Raw genomic sequence first — 19,156 nt, 5'->3', positions numbered from 1 at the left:
AATCTAATCCATTAATTTTCAATACTTAAACTATTGAAAAAATGAACAACGACAATCAGTTAATTTCTTTTTTGTGGATCAGGCGTGGCATAGGTTTTATGGGCATCGCCCTGCCGATGATACTGTTTATTGGCACTTATATAGGTACAGACTGTAAGTATGTTTTGCCCTCTATTAGCGACTATTACCACACCAATATGCACGACTTTTTTGTGGGTATACTGTGTGTAATCGCTATTTTTTTATTCACTTACAGGGGCTATGACGCCAAAGACAACTTGGCCGCAAACCTAGGCAGCTTATTTGCACTTGGCGTTGCTTTTTTCCCCACTTCACGACTACAAAACGCTTGTACACAAGCCTGCAACTATGAATTCTCTACCCTGCACCTGATATCCGCCACAGCGTTTTTTGTTATTCTCGCTTATTTTGCATTGGTTTTATTTCCAAAAACTGATCCACGTAAAACCCCATCTCCACAAAAACTAAAACGCAATAAAATTTTCAGAACTTGCGGCATCATAATCGTAGTTTGTATCGTGTTACTTTTCGCTTATTTTATTGTGAATAGAAAAGGAAATTTAAACCTAAACATCCCTGTAATTTTCATTTTAGAGAGCATCGCACTTTGGGCTTTCGGAATTTCTTGGATTATTAAAGGCGAACTGATTTTAGAAGACAAATAAGTATTATTTTTGTTTAAAAAATAAACCTAACCTCAATGAAATTTTCAATACTTGCAGGCATCATATTGATACTTGGATTACAGTTTTCATGTACAAAAAGTACAGAAAAAGAAGAAACAACTGCCGAACAGCCCAAAATTTCGGCTGATAGCTTAAATATTTTAGCCCAAGAATGGCTCGAAACCAACATAGAAACGTATTTCAAAAAAACGCCTGAAGATTTTAAATACCTCTGTACACCCGAATATTACGAATACAAATCAGACGCGATTCAGGTTGGGTACGACGGCGGCCTGGAAGATGAGGAGTTCATAAAAAAATGGAGCCCTAAGTTTAATACCAAGTTGGCAGGCATGGGATTGGGCTTTATGATTTCGGGACAAGATTTTGGAAAAATACAGGTAACTTCAGTGACTCCAACAGATACCAATTTATTTTACAATGTGGTAATAGACGATGTGGCTTTTAGAACCACCTACCACCGAAAAATCAAGTTAGTACCAGCCGAAACTTCGTTTTTAATTGCGGATATTGAAGAGATAGACTGAGTTAAAGTATAGTTTCACATGAAAACCTCCAAACTTATAAGAAAAGCCCACCGATACCTTGGGCTTTTTATTGGTGTTCAATTTTTATTTTGGACCATCAGTGGCTTATATTTTTCATGGACAAACATAGACCAAATTCATGGTGATTTTTTCAAGAAAAAACCGATAGAAAAAAGTTTTGAAAACCTAATTGGAATAGAAAAATTCAAACCTGACTTGGCTATCAAGAGTCTAAAACTCATCCAAATATTAGATAAGCCCTATTATTGGGTTAATGATTCTTTGCTGATAAATGCCCAATCGGGCGAAGCCAGAGCAGGAATAACCGCCACCGAAGCCAAAGAAATAGCGAGACGTAATGTTTTAGACGAGTATCAAATCCTAAGCGTAAAACTGATTACCGAAACCAATATGCACCACGAGTATAGAGAGAAAAAACTCCCTGCGTATGTAATCAATTTTGAAGGAAATGAGGATATAAATGCCTTTGTGTCGCAAGCAGACGGCACATTTCAAACGCTTAGGCACCGCAACTGGCGATGGTTTGACTTCCTTTGGATGACCCACACCATGGACTATGAATCACGTGATAACATCAACAATTGGTTACTTCGAATTTTCTCAACCTTGGGGCTCATTACGGTTATGAGTGGTTTTTTGTTGTGGTTTTATACTTCCTCTTGGTTTAGAAAGAAAAGGTGAAAAATACTTTTTAATTTAATTCCACAGGAGGTGGAGGAGGAATAGTGTTAAACTCTCCAAATTCGATGCTAATTGCATATGGAAACTTAATTTTATGTCTCATCAATTCGCTTTTACTCAAGTCCGAAATGTTTTTACCCGTCTCTTCTTTTATAATAGTACCTACTTTCTTTAAGTAAAAACTAGACATTTTTAAAATTACATTTTCCAAAAATTCAGAATCAACTTCATTTTCAAAACGAATTATGGTATTCATAAAATACCTATTATTTATGAATTCAGTATTATAAAACCCCAATAACTCTGTCTCTAAAAAAGCAAGATTATGTTCGATTCCACCTTCTCTCTGATAATTTATAGAATCTTTATAAATTATAATGAACTGAGATAATTTCATACATATTGAAACATATCTATCACCAGGATAATCAACCCAATATTCTATGGGTACATTAACTGTTTTATCATAGACAGAAACATTTTTTTTATCGAAATCTACCTTAAATGCGTACCACTTTTCCCTATAACCACCATCAATGACTTTTGATTTAAAGTCATTAATTAAGAGTTTATTTTCTAAACTAAAGTCTACTATTTTGGTTGAAAGACTATCCGGTGCTTTGAGTAGAAACAGGGCATTCTGAGAGAACAGTTCTTTTTTATCAGCCTCCACTTGCTTCCAATTCTCAATTTTTTGAAAAATCAAAGAACCAAGAAGTATGAAGATGCAGCTATAGAAAACGTTAAGAATCTTTTGTTGCATGACTTTGTCTGGTTTGTTTTTTTTCAGAAATCAATCTGATTCTCAAAAGAAAGTGCGACTCCCTCTTGGGCTATTTCGGCTTCCGGCAGTATTTCGTGATTATCCCAAATACCTGAAAGTAGCGTTTCGGCATACGAATATGGCAAATCGTTTTCTAACATTTGTTGATTTGCCTCAAAAGAATCGTATTGGAAATTACAATGGCTATAAGTAAACTTACCCTCAGCTTCATCTAAAATCATAAACCATACTCGTGGCGTACCATCGTTGGCAGGCATACCTATCACCCCCGAGTTGAGCCAAAACTTTTCACCATCGCTCGCACCAAAAGGAAAACCACAGTGCCCAGCTAAAACTACGTCTGCATTTACTTTATTGATCTCTTGCAACTTAGTGGCCCATGGCTCTGATGCATAAACAAACTCCGAAATATTATCATGGGCACCGTGTAGCACATGGACTTTTTTGCCAGCGAACTCAAATTCAATCCTATCTGGAAGGGTTTGGAGGTACTGCATGTTTTTTTCGGTCATTTTAGTAACCGCAAACGGGAACCACTGCTTCGAAAAAATATCACATCGGCTACCTTCTTCAAAGTTACACCCACAGTCGTCGGTGCCATTTATTAAATTCTCCTCCACGTTGCCTTTTATGACATGCACGCCCCAGTTTTCTATAAGGTCTAAACACTGAGAAGGCGATGCACAATAGCCCACCACATCGCCCGTACAGATGATATTTTGGGCCGAAACATTTAATTTGTTTGCGATAAACTGTAGCTCCTCTAAAGCTTGTAAATTAGAGTATACGCCTCCAAAAACAAGCACTTTGCCTTTTAGTTCACCCAAATGTTTGATATCCGTATTCAATCTTTCTTTTTAATAATAATAGGTAAAAAAAACGCACCAAAACAGCCGACAGTGCCGAAAATATTAATGCTTAGCAAAGTTGCATATTTCCCTTCTGAAAACAACATCCATTCGGGAATTGGGAAAAATATATACCACAAACCAAATGCTATTCCGGTTAAAACCGACAGAAAGAAGGAGGCCTTGGGAGCCTTGATTTTCCAAAATAGAAACACAGGAGCAAGCCCCAAAACCATGGTGCCGCTGATAGTGGTGGCGTCTAAAATTTCGGGGTTAAAAAATATGGGAATGGTGCCAAAAACTGCAATGAGTATCATGGTAACTCTCGCTTTAGAAACCGAAATGCCTCTTTCTTTTAATAAATCTACATGCACGAGTTTGGCCGCCGAAGTAAACGTAGAATCTATAGTTGAAGCCGCCGAAGTGAGCATGATGGTGTTCATCAGAAGCAACATAGGCAAACCAAAAAGCTTAGAAACAGCCAATATAACGGGAGCGGACATGTTTTTTTGAGCTGCAAAAATTCCCACCAAACTAAAGAGCAAAATGCAGACTATACCAAGCACTGTGGCCCAAATGAAAGACCGAAGCGTGGTCTTAGTATCACTCAAAAAACCTCTATCAGTCAGTACAGGATCATGAAAAGGATAGCTAAACACCTGAATAATAGCCACAAAGAACAAGTCGAGCCCCGTAGAAAGTGACCAAGTGCCGGAAGTAACCAAAGACGAAAGCCCTCCCGTACTGTTTGGAATCACAATACCTAAAATAATGACCAACAACACCACAAAAAGTGCCATTTGGATGATATCGGTAAAAATAGAAGTTTGCATGCCTCCCTTAAGGGTATACGCCAAAGTCAAAAATGTAAAAACTCCAACCGCCCAGAAATAAGAAGCCGAACCCCAATCGCCAAAATATGACCCGATGATCATGGTGTTAGACCAGATTTCGTTTAGAAGTCTAAAAGCTATGAGTAGTGTAAAAAACTGTAAAGCGAGTTTGCCGTATCGGGTCTCTAAAAAATGATGAATGCTGTGGAATGCCCCTTTGGTGCGGAGTTGATAAAGCAAAATACCAGCAACCAAAAATGAAAAATAATAGCCGGCATACGCCACGCCCCCTACCATGCCATATTTGTAGCCCAAGTCGGCGGCATTGGTGATAGACTTGGCAAATAACCAACAAATAACCAAGCTACTGGTGAGCAGCAGCGTGTTTGGGGCTTTGTTGTTTTTACTTCCTTTAAAGAAATCGGTGACCTTATTTGACCAAGGCGAAAGCACAAACAAAAGAATGTTTGTGCCAATCAAAATGACCCACTGCCAGGCTTGATCCGTCATTTAATAGTTTATTTATCCCACCAAACGGGCGTATTTACACTGTTATTATTAGTAGCGGTAGCCGCTATTTTGAAGTTGGCGTTATTGAGCACATCTTCAGTAGTTGGGTATGGCAACCTAAGCGGAATCAGATTTTGATTTAAACTAGCCGAAATTTGTTTCAAAACTGGAAAACCCGTCCTTCGGTATTCTATCCAACTTTCGTAACCGTGAATATAGTTAGAAATCCACTTTTGGGTTATAATTTGCTCTATGGCATTTGCTCCATTGGCTTTATATGCTGCAGCCCCTGCACTCAAGTAATCGGCAGGTAAAGGCGTATTCCAATACCCAAAGGCGTCTTTTACTCCTGCCTCATAATATGCCTTAGCGTCTCCGCTTATCAATCCTTTTTCGGCGGCTTCGGCCAACAAGAAATTCATTTCGAAACTGGCAAAAAAGTTAGCTTTCAGTTTAGAAGCGTCTTCTCTAAATATTCTACCCGAAAATGAATAATCAGCAGTAGAAATAGACAATTTGGAGGCATCTGGTCCATTTAGAAGTCCTTTATACACCGCGGCGTTATTTGCTGTAGGCCTAAAGAAAACGGCTTTACGTGGGTCGTTATATTTCTCCAAAATCTCCTGAGAAGTGGCTGACATAATAAACAAATTAAAATCTCCAATACGAGCTGTGGCCATCTTAAAGTTATTGGGAGGCCCAGCCGGGAAACTGTAAAAAGCGTTATCAGCTGCTTTGGTAATCAGATTGCCTTGGGTGGCTAAAGTTTGCAACTGAGCAGCTACGTTTTCTTTCGCAGATATACGCATTAAACTTTTAAATTTCAATGAATTAGCAAATTTAACCCATTTGCTCAAATCGCCGTTATAGATGATATCGCCGTTTAGTTTAATCGCTCCTTTGTAGGCATTTATTGCAGCTATACCAGCATCTATATTATCTAAAATACCGCCTTTGCTTAAGTAAATATTTCGTTGGTCGTCATATTTTGGGGTTACATTGCCTGCTTTGCCTTTTAGAGCCTCTGAGTACGGTACGTCGCCATACAAGTCTGTGAGCACCGATGTCAAATATGATTTATAAATCAAGGCTGGCCCTTTATAAACTTCATACGCCGGATTTTCAATGGCTAAGTTCAGTAGAATCTCATTATCACGTAAGTTTCTGTACAAAAATACCCACGGGTTGCCCCCATACTGAGCCTCGGTGAGGCTGTGCCTATCAAACAAATTAAAATCTATGGCTGTGAAATGCTGCCCCAATAAATTACCTGCCACAAAGCCTTCATAAGACATTTGGTCTGTAAAGTCATACAAAACTTGGCGAAGTAAAAACTCGGGCTGAACAGAAACCGGAGCCACTGGATTGGTATTTATTTCTTCAAAATCGCTGGTACAAGCCAAAGCTGTACATGTTAGCAATCCTGTTATTATCTTTTTAAAATTCTTCATTTTACTTAAAAATTTAACCCAAGTTTAAATCCTACACTTCTCGATGTGGCATAACTCATATCTTCTACACCTGACATGAGTTTCTGACCTTGAATACCAAACTGTTCGGGGTCAAAATGTGGTATTTTACTAAATGCAAAAAGGTTTCTACCTACCACCGACACCGTCACATTTTCTATTCTTTTGTATTGAATAGGCAATCTGTACGTAATAGAGGCCTCTCTTATTTTTAGATAACTGGCGTCATAGGTATTATTTTCCTCGTGGTTTCTATCATAATACATTCTGTAATACGTTTCTGCACTTACGGCCTTGGTATTTGGCTGATAAACAGGACTTTCTACTGTGCCTACATTTACCACACCTTCGGCTACAATACCTGCTTCGGGTCTATTTTCCGTTTCTTTTAGTTGCCCCGCCACACCTGCTAAAGCCAAGGTTCTCGACACCAACTGACCGCCTTGTCGCCAGTCTAAAAGCAAGTTTGCAGAAAAGTCTTTGTAAGAAAATGTATTATACATACCCAAAATAAAATCTGGGTTGTAATTGCCGAGTTTAATCAGGGTATTGTCTACTATGTACCTGCCGTCTGAACCTATGATAAATTGTCCCGCCTCATTTTTCTTGTATCCAGTTCCGTACATATCGCCCATTCGGCCGCCTTCTTTTACTTGATACCAAATGGTCTGGTTTACGTTGTCGTATATTCTATTGTAAGCTAATGTGATGGTTTTGGCACCGTCAGGCAGACTCTCCACTATGTTTTTGTACATAGAAAAGTTAAAATTTGTATTCCATTTAAAAGGCGAATTATGCACAAGGTCTATTCCCAAAATAGCCTCAAAACCATGACTACGAACGGCACCACCATTTATACTTCTTTGGTCATAACCTGACGAAACCGCAATGGGTAAAGACAGAATCTGATTTTTATTTAATGAATTAAAATACGTAACATCTATTTTTAATCTATCGTTGAAAAAACGCACATCTGCCCCTACTTCTACCGAAGTTATCTGCTCGGGTTTTAGGTTGGCGTTCGCTATTTGGGTTTGGTCAGTAAATGTAGGCAAACCACCAACGGCAGTGCTGCTCACAAAAGTACCCGCAGTTTGAAACGGATTGGTGTCATTTCCTACACTCGCTATGCTGGCTCTAATTTTGGCAAATGAGATACTTTCGGGCAAATTGGCCAAATTAGAAACCACAAAACTTCCCGAAACAGACGGATAAAAGAAGGAGGTGTTGGAAGACGAACTTATACTTGCCAATGAGCTCGACCAGTCGTTTCGGCCGGTTATGTCTAAAAACAAATAGTTTTTATAACTAAACTTAGCCAAACCATACAAACTGTTGATTCGTTTGAGACCTACTGTTTGGTAGTATTCCAATGGCGAAGCCGCATTAGAAAATGAAAAAATGCCGGGTTGAGCTAAAGAAAGTGTTTGGGTTTGATCCATGTTCGCATTTTGATCCATTCGGTTTCCTCCTGCCGAAAAATCAGCTATAAAATCGCCTAAGTTTTTGTTGTAATTTAAAAGAAAATCAGTGTTGACTTCTTTATACAAAACATTTTGCTCGGCGTATGCTCCTTGTTTAAATCTATTAGAGCTAAAGTTTCTTCTGAAAGTTCGTTTTTCTATTTGATTGTCTATACCTGACCGAACGGAAAGCGAAAGCTCAGGCGTGAAATCATATTTAGCCGAAATATTGCCAAAAACTCGATCACGGTTAAAGCCATTTCGGTTTTCGTAAAGTGTAAAAAACGGATTGTCGAAGTAGGTATAATTAAACGAATATTGTTCTACATTTTCAAGCCCGGGTTGCCAGTAATTTCGCAGTGACTCTATGTTATTTGACCTACCAAGCCAAGCCACTAAACTGTAATTAACATTTTCAGAGCCATATTTGGTAGCAGGGCGGTTGTCGCTCGAAGAATTTACATAATTAATATTCGAACTGATTTTCAACTTCTGTATAGGTGAAAAATTTAGTGACGTTGAAATGTTTTTACGCTGTAAATCCACACCCGGAATAATAGATTTGCTGTCTAAGTTTGTAAGCGAGAGCCTGTAATTTCCCTTATCAAAACCTCCCGATATAGCCAAGTTATTGATTGTAGTATTGCCAGTTTGGTAAAAATCTTTGAGGTTGTTGGGTTGTGAATTAAAAGGCGTTGGCGTTATGGCTTGACCACTATAAACCGCTATATCTCCCGCTCTTACTGTGCTGCCATTGGGCAAAGTTACCGGACTATCAAACTGTGCCACATTAATACCTGCGTCCAGCTTAGGCCCATAACTGTAAGTAATGTTATCATTGACGCCGCCGCCCAAACCATTTTTATAGGCAAAGGCTCCACTGTTTCCCTGTCCGTAGGTGTTTTGAAACTGCGGAAGTTTAAAAGGAGATTCAGAGAAAAAAGTAGAGTTAAATGAAATGCCGAGGCCTTTTTGGGGGGAGCCTTTTTTGGTAGTTATCACTATCACGCCATTTGACGCCCGCGTTCCATACAAAGCTGCAGCAGAAGGCCCTTTCAAAACCGACACAGACGCGATATCATCGGGATTTACTTCCATGGCTCCATTTCCAAAGTCCACCTCCATAAAACCGTTGGCGTCGTCGTTTACATTATTGATGATAGTGTTGTTATTTATCGGAATGCCGTCTACAACAAAAAGCGGATTGGTGTTCGTAAATGAAGATTCGCCTCTGATACTTATACGCGAAGTACCTCCTACGCCGGTGCTGCCCGAAACCACGGTTAAGCCGGCCACTTTTCCGGCTAAATTATCGAGGAAATTCACAGCTTTGGTGTTCGAAATCTCTTTTCCATCAAGTTTTTGGAGAGCATAACCCAAGTTTTTCGACTGACGCTCAAGGCCTAGTGCGGTTACCACCACTTCATCTAAAATTTGACCCGGCTCTAACAATATAGCTAAAACACTGCCTGTAATCGTGACTTCTTTGGAAGTATACCCCACTATCGAAACTTTGATTTTTTCTGCATTTTCGGGTACATTTAAAGTAAAATCTCCTTCGGTGTCAGAAGTCGTTCCAATTTGCTTTTTAGTATTCAAAACCTGAATAGCTGCCCCTACAATCGGCTCATTAGTTTGCTTATCTACTACTTTTCCTGAAACCTTTTTTAGGTCTTGAGAAAAACCAAACAAGCTCCAAAAGACAAGTCCCATTATATAGAGACTTTTGCTAAGAAATATATTTTTTATCATAAAAATAAAATGAATGAAAGCTGTAAATTATGAGGCTACTTCACCATGACACGAACTACCCGCGGCAGCCGTGCATCCGTAACAATGTTGGTTGACAATTATTTCCCTATTTAGTAGATCATCAAAATCAAAGTCTGCTATATGCTGGGCTTTTGACTTAACTTTAAGTTCTAACATTTGGTTAAAATCACAGTCGAAAATATACCCATCCCAGCCTATAGACAAGGTGCTTCGGCACATCACGCCGGCTGCGGCAACTGGGTTATAAGATTCCACCAACTTCTCCATATACTGCCCATAGTTTCCGCTGATGAGCAAATAATCTAAGAATCTACTAATTGGAATATTGGTGATACAGTAAAGCGAATTAAATACAATATCAAATTTAGACTTGAGCACTCGCTTGTAGTCCTTTTCCATATTGTCTTGATTAGAAGGCAAATAGGCACCCGATGGATTATAAACTAAATTGAGCTTTAAGCCCGACCCGTCTTGTCCATAACCAACTTCATTTAGCATCTGAAGGGCTTTGATAGAGTCATCGAAAACACCGTTTCCTCGCTGCGAGTCAGTCCGCGACATGTTGGTGGCTGGCAACGACGACACAACTTCAAGTCTGTGTTTTTTGAAAAAATCAGGCAGATCGTAATATTTCGGATTAGCTCTAATGATAGTCAAATTACACCTTACGATGATATTTATTTGCTGATCCACGGCTCTTACCGCTTCTATAAACCATCTGAAATTCGGGTTCATTTCGGGAGCTCCTCCGGTGAGGTCAAGTGTGGTAAATGTATGTTTTTCTACCAAATCAACTATCTGCTGCATAGTCTCTTGGGTCATTATTTCTTTTCTGTCTGGGCCGGCGTCTACGTGGCAGTGTGTACATACTTGGTTACACATTTTACCCACATTTATTTGTAAAATGTCTAAACTTAGGGGTTTTAAAGGAAAAAGGCCAATTGCACTTAGTTTATCACTAAAATGTGTGAGTTCTTTCCCTATTTTTTCAGAATCATTTAGTACTTGTAACTGAAATTCTGATTCTCCTAGTGCATGTTTTTGAGCTTTTAAGGATTTTACTGGATTCATAGTTCTTTTATTTAATTCGCAATCAAGAATAATTATTTATAGGGCAAAAGGAAATCTAACTCCTAGTTATTTTTTAACCAATTTAAATACGCAAATAGTCAATAAATAGATTATCTGTGCTAAAAAATAACTTTAATTGACAGTTTAGAAAACTCTTGGAAGCTAATTAAGTTTACAATAGCTAAAAATAATTAACAAATCTAAGCCATAATAAATTACATAAAGGTAATCTTAGAGACAAATCCACCTTTTTTATTAAAAGATGACTCTTAAATAAGAAGAAAAAATAAGATTGAAAATTCTTGATTAATTCTCTTTTTTGAGCGAAGTAATATCTTTGATGAGTTGCTCCATTTCGAGCTGAAGAGTTCCGTTATAAATTCCCCTTATGTGCTGGTTCTTATCGACTAAAAGTACATGTTCCGTATGCAAAAACTCGGTGCTGTCTTTGGTGAATCCAAGGTCTTCTTCGGCAAAATAAGAAGTACGAGCCAAAGCATAAATGTCCGCTTTGTTTCCTGTTAGAAAATGCCAGTTTTTTTGTGTGATTTGATTTTGTGTTTTGTAGTTTTTTAGCTTTGAGGGAGTATCTATCCAAGGCGTAACCGAAAACGATAGCATTTCAAAATCTGAATCATTGGGAAAGGCATCTCCTACTAGCTTGAAGTTTTTGGTCATGGTAGGGCAAATACTGCCACAACTCGTAAATATAAAATTGGCTACATGGATTTTATTCTTCATCATTTCAGAAGAAAAAACCACGCTATCTTGGTCTAAAAATGCAAAATCAGATATTTTATGACGAATGAGGGAATCTACAATTATGGAGTATATCAATGGACACGGGCAAGAGAATGTCTATTTTAGATCAAAATGTATTTGATAAGTTTACTGATTTTGATGCTGCTTTTAGAGGGAATGCTTCGCTCCAATTAAAATATTGCACTAAATCTTAATTTGCAGTTTAATAATATCGAAAATCCTAAGAAAAACTTCAACGCCAGAAATCAATGGTGCTAGATAGCTAAAATAACCAATTCCATATTCCCATAATTTATAAATGAAAGATTGCGAGTCAATGGCTTTAGAAAAACTGCTAATAATAAATACGACCCCTAAAAAAAGATTGTATTTTTTTTAGCAAATTCATAAATTTCCAATAAAACTACCTGTTTTTTCAAAATAAGCAATTATCTCTTTTTCAAGCTGGGTATGAAAAATGGGAACCTGGTTGTCCCAAAAACTTTTAACATACTTTGCATTTTTAAAAAATACTCTATCATCTTCGGGTTCATTTTCTTTAAATAATTTGTCAGAAGAGAAGTTATTAATAGGTTCCATACTATATATCCAACCTTTTTCTATATTTTTTTTATTTGAAAAAGATTTTTTTGAGGTAGAAACAATATGCAAATATTTAAATTGCGACCTACCATTTATCTTTTCAAAGACAACCTCTACTTTATCTGTATTGTGCCACTTAGATGAAACTTGTACCTTAAAAATACCATCTATTTTTAACAGAATTTCGTTTTGAGTATCTATATACAAATCTCCAGTAAAAGAAGTAAAGTTTTTAAAGCTTTTATTTGGTTTACAATTAACTACAGCAATTTCATTTTCAGTTCCTTCATTTAAATATCTGATAATTTTAAAATTATAATTTTGACTTGGATCTTGAGTATTCAATGGATAATATTTATACTCACTGAACACTTTGGTTTTCAAAAAACAGGAAAAAATGTATTTTTGATGAGTAAAACTTTGTGATTTTTTTTCTGCATATCTTGTTGTAGTTGGGTGCCATAACCTTACACCCTCTGTAGTCCATGACATTTCAAAAAACATTTCATGCAGTTTTGTGTAATTGCCTTGAAAAATTGAGGTTTTTTGATAAAACGCCTTCGAAAAATACTCTTCATTTTTATTAGTGATTGCTTTTTTAATGACCAGATTTATCAAAGTAATGGCAGGATTGCCTACTGTGGCTTCAGGTAAAGTAAAACTCGCTGGATTTAAATAAAAGGTATCATTTGAATTGGTAGAAATTTTAACTTTTACCTTATCAAAAGAAATATGGCTAAGTATGAATTCTTCGCCATTTTCATTTATTTTTACCGAAAACTCACCATTTTCATTGGATATTGTTCCAGTGGTAGGTGATAACTGTGAATAAATAGTAACACCTAATATAGGTTCATTTGTATTTTTATTTAGAATTCTACCAGTGTATAGACTTTGGGCAAAAGATGGTGTAACAGTCAATAAAAAAAATATTAGATTTTTCATTTAAAATATATAGTTAGGGAAAGATGTAAACAATCTTTCCCCATTTTGATAAAATAGTTATTAATTTTCGGCTGGTTCACTACACCTTTCTTTAAAGTATGTAACATTACCATCTTTATCTGTAATAGTGGTTGTACACCATCTATTTTATAGTCTTTGCTCCAATTCAAAAATTTCAAACTTCTCTAGAAACTAGATATTATTAATTTTATTTTGATTTTTCATGTTTTTGTTTTGCTCTAAACAACAAAGACTCTATGGCCGAAACACTCATTTCCATCACCGCCGCTACTTCCTGATAACTAAGGCCTTCTACCTGTGCCAGTGTATATGCCGTTCGTTGATTTTCGGGTAACTCGTTGATTCTTTTAAAAAGTACGCCCGCCATTTCCTTTTGCTCCAAAACCACACCCGGATGCTCAAAATCTGGCACATCGGGCACGTCGTCCTCACCAAAAAGTCTCCCCAAAAACGAAAACCGCTTTTTAGCTTTGGCTTTCCGAATAGATCCTAGAGCTTTGGTGGTGGCAATCCGATACAGCCAGGTATTTAGGCTAGCGTCTCCCCTAAAACTCCCAACAGACTGATACACCTCCACAAACACTTCCTGTGCTAGGTCTTCGGCCTCTTCGAGGTTTTGCACCAATGACAACACCACATTATAAACCTTCCTCTGGTACTTTTCTACCAAAAATTTAAATGCAGCTTCATCTTGCTGTTTGAGCAAAGAAATTAGTTTATTTTCTTCCAAATCAATTCTGATCTATTTGATTAGATACGCTTTGGACTTAAAACTTGCGGCAAGGATTAAAAATATTTTTATTTTTTTGCAATTAAAAATATCATTTCGAAATTGAGTAAGGTCTTTCTGTAATCCCCCAAGTCTTACTTGGCTTATTACCAAGCACGAACACCAATCTCCCTCCTTTAATAAGTTCAAAATGTGAGATACTCGGACTCGAAATTTCTTTTCCGTTAAATATAACCTTCTGTATATACTTGTCTTTTTGTGAGGCCCCTTTGGCTTCCATTTTAAGGATATTACCATTTTCGAACTTGATAGAAAGCTTTTCAAACTGCGGCCCAGAAATAATATACTCAGGCACCCCAGGGCTGACCGGGTAAAGACCCATAGCCGCAAATACATACCATGCAGACATTTGTCCGCCGTCGTCATTTCCGCTTAAGCCGCCCACATTGCTGTCATATTCGCTCTCTAAAATCTCCCTCACGAGTTTCTGGGTTTTCCAAGGCTGCCCAACATAGTTATACAAAAACGGAATCTGATGCCCCGGCTCGTTGCCGTGCCAATACTGCCCTGCGGCATGAAACCTGTCAAGATTGGCTGCGAAAGCCTGCTCGCCGCCCATAATCTGAGCCAAGCCCGCTATGTCTTGCGGGACATACCACGTGTATTGATAAGGCGTGCCCTCGGTGATATACGGCATTCGGATAAACTTGTCATATTGGTCTGTAAAACTGCCATCTATAAATCTACCTCGCACTGTAGAATCAGCCGGGCTGTATACATTTTTATAATTCAGTGCCCTTTTTTTAAGGATTTCTGCATTTTGAGCATCTCCTTTTTTCTGTGCTATTTGACTCAATACAAAATCATCGAAGGCGTATTCCAAGGTTCTAGAAACCTGCTCGCCTTTGTGAAACGACTCCAAAACTTTGTCTTCTAGCGGCACATACCCATATTTTAAGTAAGAAGTAAGGCCTCGCCTTCCTTTGCCTTCGAGGTATTCTTTTTGAGTGGCTGGAGATTCAAATGCATTTTTTAATAAATATTGATACGACTCTTCGCTTATTTCCACGTTATTTTTGATGTAAGCATCGCCAATAGCCGCTACTGCGTGGTCGCCTATCATGGCTGAAGTGTAGCTATTCCACATCGGAAATATCGGCAACCAACCGCCTTGCTTGGCTGTCAGCATGAGACTTTGCATCATGTCGCCGTTTCGCTTCGGAATCAAAAGATTAAATAGTGGGTGCAAAGCTCGGTAGGTATCCCACATAGAAAAATCTGAATAATAGACTCCGTCTTTAATATTCATGACCTCTTGGCCACCTCCAAACTTTGGATACGAGCCACTGACATCACTATAGGTTCTTGGGTGTAAAAAACTGTGATACATGGCTGTGTAAAACTTTACCTTGTCGTCATAAATGGGCGTTTCTATGTTCACTTTTTGAAGTGTTTTTTCCCATGATGCTTTAAGGTTTTTAACCGCTTCCGCAAAACTCAAATTGGTGGTTTCTGCATCTAAGTTTTTACGGGCTTCTTCTATGGAGGTAAATGAGGTGCCTATTTTTACAAATATCTTTTCTCCATTTTTTACATTAAAAGTAGCGTAGCCTCCTAAGTTTTTCTTATCCGAAATCTCTATTTGGTTCGCCAACACATTTTGACCTTCATAAACTCCAAAACCAGAGAAGGCTTTTTGGAACCGAACCACAAAATACCCACTAAAACCAGCCGAAGTGCCGCTGCCTTGATAGATTCTGTGCACGGGATTGTAGCCTACTATTTCGTTTTTTTCTTTTATAACTTTCACATATCCTTGGCCTTCGTCAGAATTTGGATTTACTACTACGTGGGCCTCCCCTTCTTTGCCAAACGTAAACTCAAAAAGTCCCGCTCTGGAAGTGGCCGTCATGGCTGTTTTTATTTTATAAGGCACCAAATCTAAGGTATACAGGTAGGGCGAAGCCATTTCGTTTTTGTGGGAAAACACTACGCCGCGGTCTTGGGCCTGTACTTTCAATGCCCCCGAAACCGGCATAATGGTCATGCTGGCGTAGTCTTGCACACACGAGCCGCTAAGCCAATGGCTTCCTCTGAAACCCGTAAATATGGAATCTTTGTAATAATAAGGCGACACGCATTTTATCTCCGTGGCTTGTGTTTGTGGCGTCCAGTTGGTCATACCAAAAGGCACCGTCACAAAGGGCACCACTTGCGAGTTATTTTCTTTGGCTTCGCTGTGTCTGAGTGTACTTGGTGTGCTTGAGGGTGCAGTGCCTATCATTGGGTTTACGAAGCCGACTAGCGTTTTTTTGGTAGATTTACAGGCCGAAAAAACCAAGATTAAACATAGAAATGCAAAACTTTTTTTCATAGAACTTGATAGAAAAGGTTGAATATTATTTTATAAAAATAAGCGTAAAAACCTTAGTACAATTCTAAAATAAAAAGGACACCAATAATTAACGGAAAAGTATCAGTAGGCTTTTCATAGCGGTTATTAAAAAAAAAGTGGGTTTTTACCACAAAAGTCAAAATGCTTATTTCTTCTTTTTTCGAATATAAATCTTTCTGAAATCTATCGGATAGCCCTCAAACTGCAGTAAGATACGGCCTTCATTTATACTTGGGTTTGTTCCTTCATTTACCAATAAACCGTTTAGCTCTTGTTTTATCACGCCATTGCTTTTTGTAATAACTATGGTATTCCACTCGCCCAATGGTTTTTCTGCATCTAAAAAACGAGCGGAAGTTACACTTCTACCTGCTGTGGTTTTGATGCCTTTTACATCTACAGTTACTTCTTGAAGCAATACAAAGTCTCCGGTACCGCCTTCTTTTATTTGATATTGAAAGCCTTTTGGCCACAGGGTATCTTTGGTGCCGTGAGGTACCAAATACATAAGCCCACTATTTTTCTTGCCTGGTTTTTGAGTAATCGTTGAGTCTAAGTTCCAGCAGTATTGAGCCCTTAATTCAAAGTTTTTGTATGAGTCTTTCGTAATTAAATAGCCCGGTTTAGGCCCGAAAAGATGTATTTTTTTGTTTTCGATATTAAACAAATCTGAAGGATTTTCTATGCGACCTAAACTGGGTTCAAACCCATAAAAAGTATCCTTGTGTTTTGCACTAAATAACTTGGTTTTTTGGGCGGAAACAAACTGAACAGCACCAATAAACATGGCGACAATACTAAAAATGACTTTAAATTTCATGGTAAAATTCTATTATGTTATATGTTTAAATCATCAATGTTTTAAAAAAAATCAGTTAAATATTAAGCTCTTCAATATTTTAGAAACCCAAATAAGAAACATGTTTGACAAATAGGTTAATCCTCAATTTCTTCTATGTGTAACAGATGCATGAGTCTATGGGCAAAAGGAGAAAAGAAAATGGCTACTGTACTCAAAAAAACTACCCCACTAAAAATAGCATACATAGACGCAAAAACCTTGGCGTTGTTTGATTCCATGACATTTACTGGCCCCATGCCTGTGAGTATCATAGATGCATTATAAAGGCTATCTATCCAGCCCAAATCTCCAATATAATGATACCCAAGTATACCAATTCCTAATGAAATCACTACCAATAACAGCGAAAAAATACTGTATTTCAGCACCCGCTTTGCAAATTCCTTTGGAGGGAGTATGTTTTTGTTTTTTCTCATTTAATAATTAGAAATTAACTCTTGCGTAACAAAAATACACTTTAATACTAATAATCTTTCGAAAAGTAAAATAAGTAGATTTTAAGGCAAAATATATTTGCCAAAACCGTGAAGCCACAGTACATAACCTGAGATGCCGCCAATGAGACTTGCTGCTACAAAAGTCAGTTGTAAAAACTTTGGCACATAGGTTCGAACCACGTATACAAATACTACCAAACTAATAAATGAAGAAACAAACGTGAGCGTAAACGGAGGGAAATTTAAATATTGGGTGAGCTTTATTTCGTCGCTTTTAAACTTAAAATTACCCGTTTTAATAAAAAGCAGGATCATCACCATCAAATTGGAGCCTTGTCTGAGCCAAAACAATGAAGTAAATATCAGAACCCATTGTTTGAAGCTCGGCATTTTTTTTGGAAATGCTTTTCCATAAAGCACTAAAAAAAACAAACCTGCCGTGCCTGCCGTAACAGTAAGCTGTGGCCCTCCCAAAGTGATCAAAAAATGATTCCATTTCACAACCTCGGTATCGAGCACGCCCCTACTCCACGTAGTGGAACCAAAGTGTAGCCTCGCATGATAGCCGAGCATTTCTGCCACCAAATAGTGCCCAAACTCATGTGCAACGGTCTCGACAATAACCACCACAAAAAATGCAATATTTAAATAAATGAATGGCTTGAGGTGTATTTTTAGATTCATTAAAGAGAAGTATTCGAATTTGAGTCACAAATGAGTTTACTATGCTTTTTATAATTAGGTAAAAGTAAGCTATTATTTAAATAGCCCTGATTTTATTCAATAAACCCTATTTAAAAAGACGAATAATTACAACTAAAAGGACTTTTAATTCTAAAATTTTAAAGTGCTTTTAGACAAGCATTAAAATCTGAATATTTAAATTCAAATCCTGCATCAAGTAGTTTTTGAGGAAACACATTTCGGCTTTTTAATAATAGTTCGGTTTCAGTTCCCAAGAATATTGAAGCTATTTCAAGTAAAAACACGGGCGAAGGGAGTGCAAATAATGGCTTAAATTTGGCTATTAATTCTTTCACCATCAACGCATTAGTTAATCTTTCAGGTGCTGTAATGTTTATCGAACCTGAAATCTCTTCGTTCTGAATTATAAAAGAAACCGCCTCACAAAAATCCTGAATATGAATCCAACTTACCATCTGATTGCCCCTTCCTTGAATTCCACCTAGTCCTAACTTGGTAACTAATGCAAGCTTTGGAAATGCACCGCCTTTATTTCCCATCACGATACTTGTTCTTAAGGCTACTTTCCTTATATTTTTGTTACTAGAATCAAAAAACTCTTTCTCCCAAGCCTTACAAACATTCATTGAGAAATCGTCGCCTATTATTCCATTTTCTTCAGTCATTATCTGTGTTTCGGCATGAATGTAAATAGTGGCACTACTGGCATTTAGCCATACATTTGGAGGGTTAATACAACCCTCAACAGCCTTTTGAAGCACTCTTGTGCTGTCAATCCTAGAAGATACAATCTCAATTTTGTTTTTGGGAGTATACCTACAGTCCACCGATTTGCCTACCAAGTTTATTAAAACATCAGCTCCTTCTAAACATGCAGTCCACTCGCCTAAATGTATTGCATCCCATTTTATTTGATTGGCAGCAACTGGTTTTCTTGTTAAAATAATAACTTGATGCCCATTTTCTTCAAAATGTCTTGTTAATGCCTTGCCAAGGAAGCCATTTCCTCCTGCTATTATTATTTTCATAA

The 19,156-nt window shown here is 37.6% G+C and carries 17 protein-coding genes; 3 read left to right on the top strand and 14 right to left on the bottom strand.

The window, feature by feature from the left end:
* Positions 1-41 precede the first annotated feature (41 nt).
* Genes ACFOOI_RS17985 through ACFOOI_RS17975 form a run of 3 tightly spaced genes read left to right on the top strand, consistent with a single transcriptional unit; the run spans position 42 to position 1,936 of the window.
* A complete protein-coding gene (locus ACFOOI_RS17985; protein ID WP_379839438.1) occupies positions 42-686 on the top strand; it encodes a hypothetical protein in 645 nt (214 codons plus the stop codon).
* Between the two features lie 35 nt (positions 687-721).
* The gene (locus ACFOOI_RS17980; protein WP_379839437.1) at positions 722-1,234 is read left to right on the top strand and encodes a hypothetical protein; all 513 of its coding nucleotides are present in this window, start codon (positions 722-724) and stop codon (positions 1,232-1,234) included.
* An 18-nt stretch (positions 1,235-1,252) separates the two neighbouring features.
* Positions 1,253-1,936 (top strand): PepSY domain-containing protein, encoded by a 684-nt coding sequence (locus ACFOOI_RS17975; protein WP_379839436.1) that lies wholly within the window; start codon positions 1,253-1,255, stop codon positions 1,934-1,936.
* Positions 1,937-1,946: 10 nt separating this feature from the next.
* Here ACFOOI_RS17975 and ACFOOI_RS17970 read toward each other — a convergent pair whose 3' ends face one another.
* The 14 genes from ACFOOI_RS17970 to ACFOOI_RS17905 form a co-directional block, all read right to left on the bottom strand.
* Entirely contained in the window at positions 1,947-2,699 is a 753-nt protein-coding gene (locus ACFOOI_RS17970; RefSeq protein ID WP_379839435.1) for a hypothetical protein, read from the bottom strand.
* A 23-nt stretch (positions 2,700-2,722) separates the two neighbouring features.
* Entirely contained in the window at positions 2,723-3,568 is an 846-nt protein-coding gene (locus ACFOOI_RS17965; protein ID WP_379839434.1) for a metallophosphoesterase family protein, read from the bottom strand.
* Positions 3,565-4,911: a sodium:solute symporter gene (locus ACFOOI_RS17960; protein ID WP_379839433.1), complete on the bottom strand. Its 1,347-nt coding sequence runs from the start codon at positions 4,909-4,911 to the stop codon at positions 3,565-3,567. Before ACFOOI_RS17960 ends, ACFOOI_RS17965 begins: the two co-directional genes overlap by 4 nt.
* Before the next feature lie 8 nt (positions 4,912-4,919).
* Complete coding sequence (locus tag ACFOOI_RS17955) at positions 4,920-6,362, bottom strand: SusD/RagB family nutrient-binding outer membrane lipoprotein (protein WP_379839432.1); 1,443 nt, start codon at positions 6,360-6,362, stop codon at positions 4,920-4,922.
* Between the two features lie 5 nt (positions 6,363-6,367).
* Positions 6,368-9,556, bottom strand: coding sequence for a SusC/RagA family TonB-linked outer membrane protein (locus ACFOOI_RS17950; protein WP_379839431.1), 3,189 nt, complete (start codon positions 9,554-9,556; stop codon positions 6,368-6,370).
* Positions 9,557-9,622: 66 nt separating this feature from the next.
* Positions 9,623-10,687, bottom strand: coding sequence for an arsenosugar biosynthesis radical SAM (seleno)protein ArsS (gene arsS, locus ACFOOI_RS17945; protein ID WP_379839430.1), 1,065 nt, complete (start codon positions 10,685-10,687; stop codon positions 9,623-9,625).
* Positions 10,688-10,993: 306 nt separating this feature from the next.
* Positions 10,994-11,524, bottom strand: a complete 531-nt coding sequence (locus tag ACFOOI_RS17940) for an SCO family protein (RefSeq protein ID WP_379839429.1) — start codon at positions 11,522-11,524, stop codon at positions 10,994-10,996.
* 309 nt (positions 11,525-11,833) lie between these two features.
* Positions 11,834-12,976: a carboxypeptidase-like regulatory domain-containing protein gene (locus ACFOOI_RS17935; protein WP_379839428.1), complete on the bottom strand. Its 1,143-nt coding sequence runs from the start codon at positions 12,974-12,976 to the stop codon at positions 11,834-11,836.
* Between the two features lie 208 nt (positions 12,977-13,184).
* On the bottom strand, positions 13,185-13,727 hold the full coding sequence (locus ACFOOI_RS17930; protein WP_379839427.1) for an RNA polymerase sigma factor: 543 nt from the start codon (positions 13,725-13,727) through the stop codon (positions 13,185-13,187).
* A gap of 91 nt (positions 13,728-13,818) precedes the next feature.
* Complete coding sequence (locus tag ACFOOI_RS17925) at positions 13,819-16,101, bottom strand: GH92 family glycosyl hydrolase (protein ID WP_379839426.1); 2,283 nt, start codon at positions 16,099-16,101, stop codon at positions 13,819-13,821.
* A 166-nt stretch (positions 16,102-16,267) separates the two neighbouring features.
* The gene (locus ACFOOI_RS17920) at positions 16,268-16,942 is read right to left on the bottom strand and encodes a 3-keto-disaccharide hydrolase (protein WP_379839425.1); all 675 of its coding nucleotides are present in this window, start codon (positions 16,940-16,942) and stop codon (positions 16,268-16,270) included.
* A gap of 116 nt (positions 16,943-17,058) precedes the next feature.
* A complete protein-coding gene (locus ACFOOI_RS17915) occupies positions 17,059-17,400 on the bottom strand; it encodes a hypothetical protein (RefSeq protein ID WP_379839424.1) in 342 nt (113 codons plus the stop codon).
* Between the two features lie 81 nt (positions 17,401-17,481).
* A complete protein-coding gene (locus tag ACFOOI_RS17910; protein WP_379839423.1) occupies positions 17,482-18,105 on the bottom strand; it encodes a hypothetical protein in 624 nt (207 codons plus the stop codon).
* A 158-nt stretch (positions 18,106-18,263) separates the two neighbouring features.
* Entirely contained in the window at positions 18,264-19,154 is an 891-nt protein-coding gene (locus ACFOOI_RS17905; RefSeq protein ID WP_379839422.1) for a TIGR01777 family oxidoreductase, read from the bottom strand.
* Positions 19,155-19,156 lie beyond the last annotated feature (2 nt).

The sequence above is a fragment of the Lacihabitans lacunae genome (genome assembly GCF_042649125.1).
Taxonomy (GTDB): Bacteria; Bacteroidota; Bacteroidia; order Cytophagales; family Spirosomataceae; genus Leadbetterella; species Leadbetterella lacunae.
This window is presented reverse-complemented; position numbering and strand designations above follow the sequence as displayed.